Origin of the sequence: Streptococcus sp. GMD1S, assembly GCF_000296875.1 — a bacterium.
GTDB lineage: Bacteria > Bacillota > Bacilli > Lactobacillales > Streptococcaceae > Streptococcus.
The window spans coordinates 1-964 of record NZ_AJQY01000190.1 but is presented as its reverse complement, the minus strand read 5'-3'; the positions used below and the strand labels follow the sequence as shown (position 1 = coordinate 964).

1 protein-coding gene and 1 pseudogene are annotated in these 964 nt (G+C 37.1%); both read right to left on the bottom strand.

The annotated features are described in order from the left end of the window. Positions 1–113, bottom strand: a pseudogene (locus tag GMD1S_RS08195) (uracil-DNA glycosylase); the annotation flags it as partial. Positions 114–124: 11 nt separating this feature from the next. Beyond that, positions 125–880, bottom strand: coding sequence for a DUF4336 domain-containing protein (locus GMD1S_RS08190; protein WP_000113582.1), 756 nt, complete (start codon positions 878–880; stop codon positions 125–127). Positions 881–964 lie beyond the last annotated feature (84 nt).

Genomic DNA, 964 nt, shown 5'->3' with positions numbered 1-964 from the left:
GGTGGATAGACAATTCCCTGAGCATAGACCTGTTCCATAAATTGATTGATTTTCCCAAAATAACCTTCAGGTAATTGCTCCTTAATCAAAGCATGCCAAGACGAATGTTGCATCTTTCTCTCCTTTATCGTATCCATCTAAAAGCACGTCTTAATTCATCCGTACCATTTTTAAAAAAGCATAAACCATGTGCAAGAATGATCTTATCCGGTTTCCAGTTTAACATACGGGAAAAGGAAACCTTTGCCTCTATTTGTCTTCTAAAAAAAGTCATCCTATAATCGATAGGAGTTTGCCCATCAGGGACTGTTACACGGGCTAAACGATAAATTTTTCTTCGGATTGGACTAGCTATCTTTTCTGGTTCAAAATTCTCTATAAGGTCCGTTACAATGAGTGTTTTAGTCGATTTATGAAAAAACACGACCTCTTCGATGACAGAACTTCCCTTAAAAATAAGTTGATCAATCTCATCAGACCATAAGTCAGGTGCCTTATCAGTTAAAGGAGCATCAAATTCCACCATGACATTCTGACTTTTTGCTCTCTCTTCAACTCCTGGACTAGACCATGCTTGTGCATAAGGATATCTTTTTTTCCAATCTGCAATATAGGCGTAGTGAATCTTATTGGGTGAAATTAGGTAAGCAACTTTGCCCAAAGCGTCCAGTTCAGTAAAGAGCTCCTCATTTGGCGCAATAGGAGAATGAATCCAGAGTTTTCCATCGTTTAACTTTATCACTGTCATACGTGTCTGAAAAGGTAGTTTGAAGACCTTCATATCCATTTGTATCAAGTCACCATCTGCTATCCAGATATTTTGATCAACTTCCTTTAGTGTATACAATGGTTCATAAAGAGAAAGTTCTGGTCTTGCCATCGTTTACTATTCCTTCGTTTTTACTGCTTCTATTATAGCAAAAAGTGGCTATCTAAACCACTTTTTACAGTTCTTATATATACT

Coding starts and splice junctions, on each gene's coding strand:
- GMD1S_RS08190 (WP_000113582.1), bottom strand. CDS start 880: ATGGCAAGACCAGAACTTTCTCTTTATGAACCATTGTATACACTAAAG.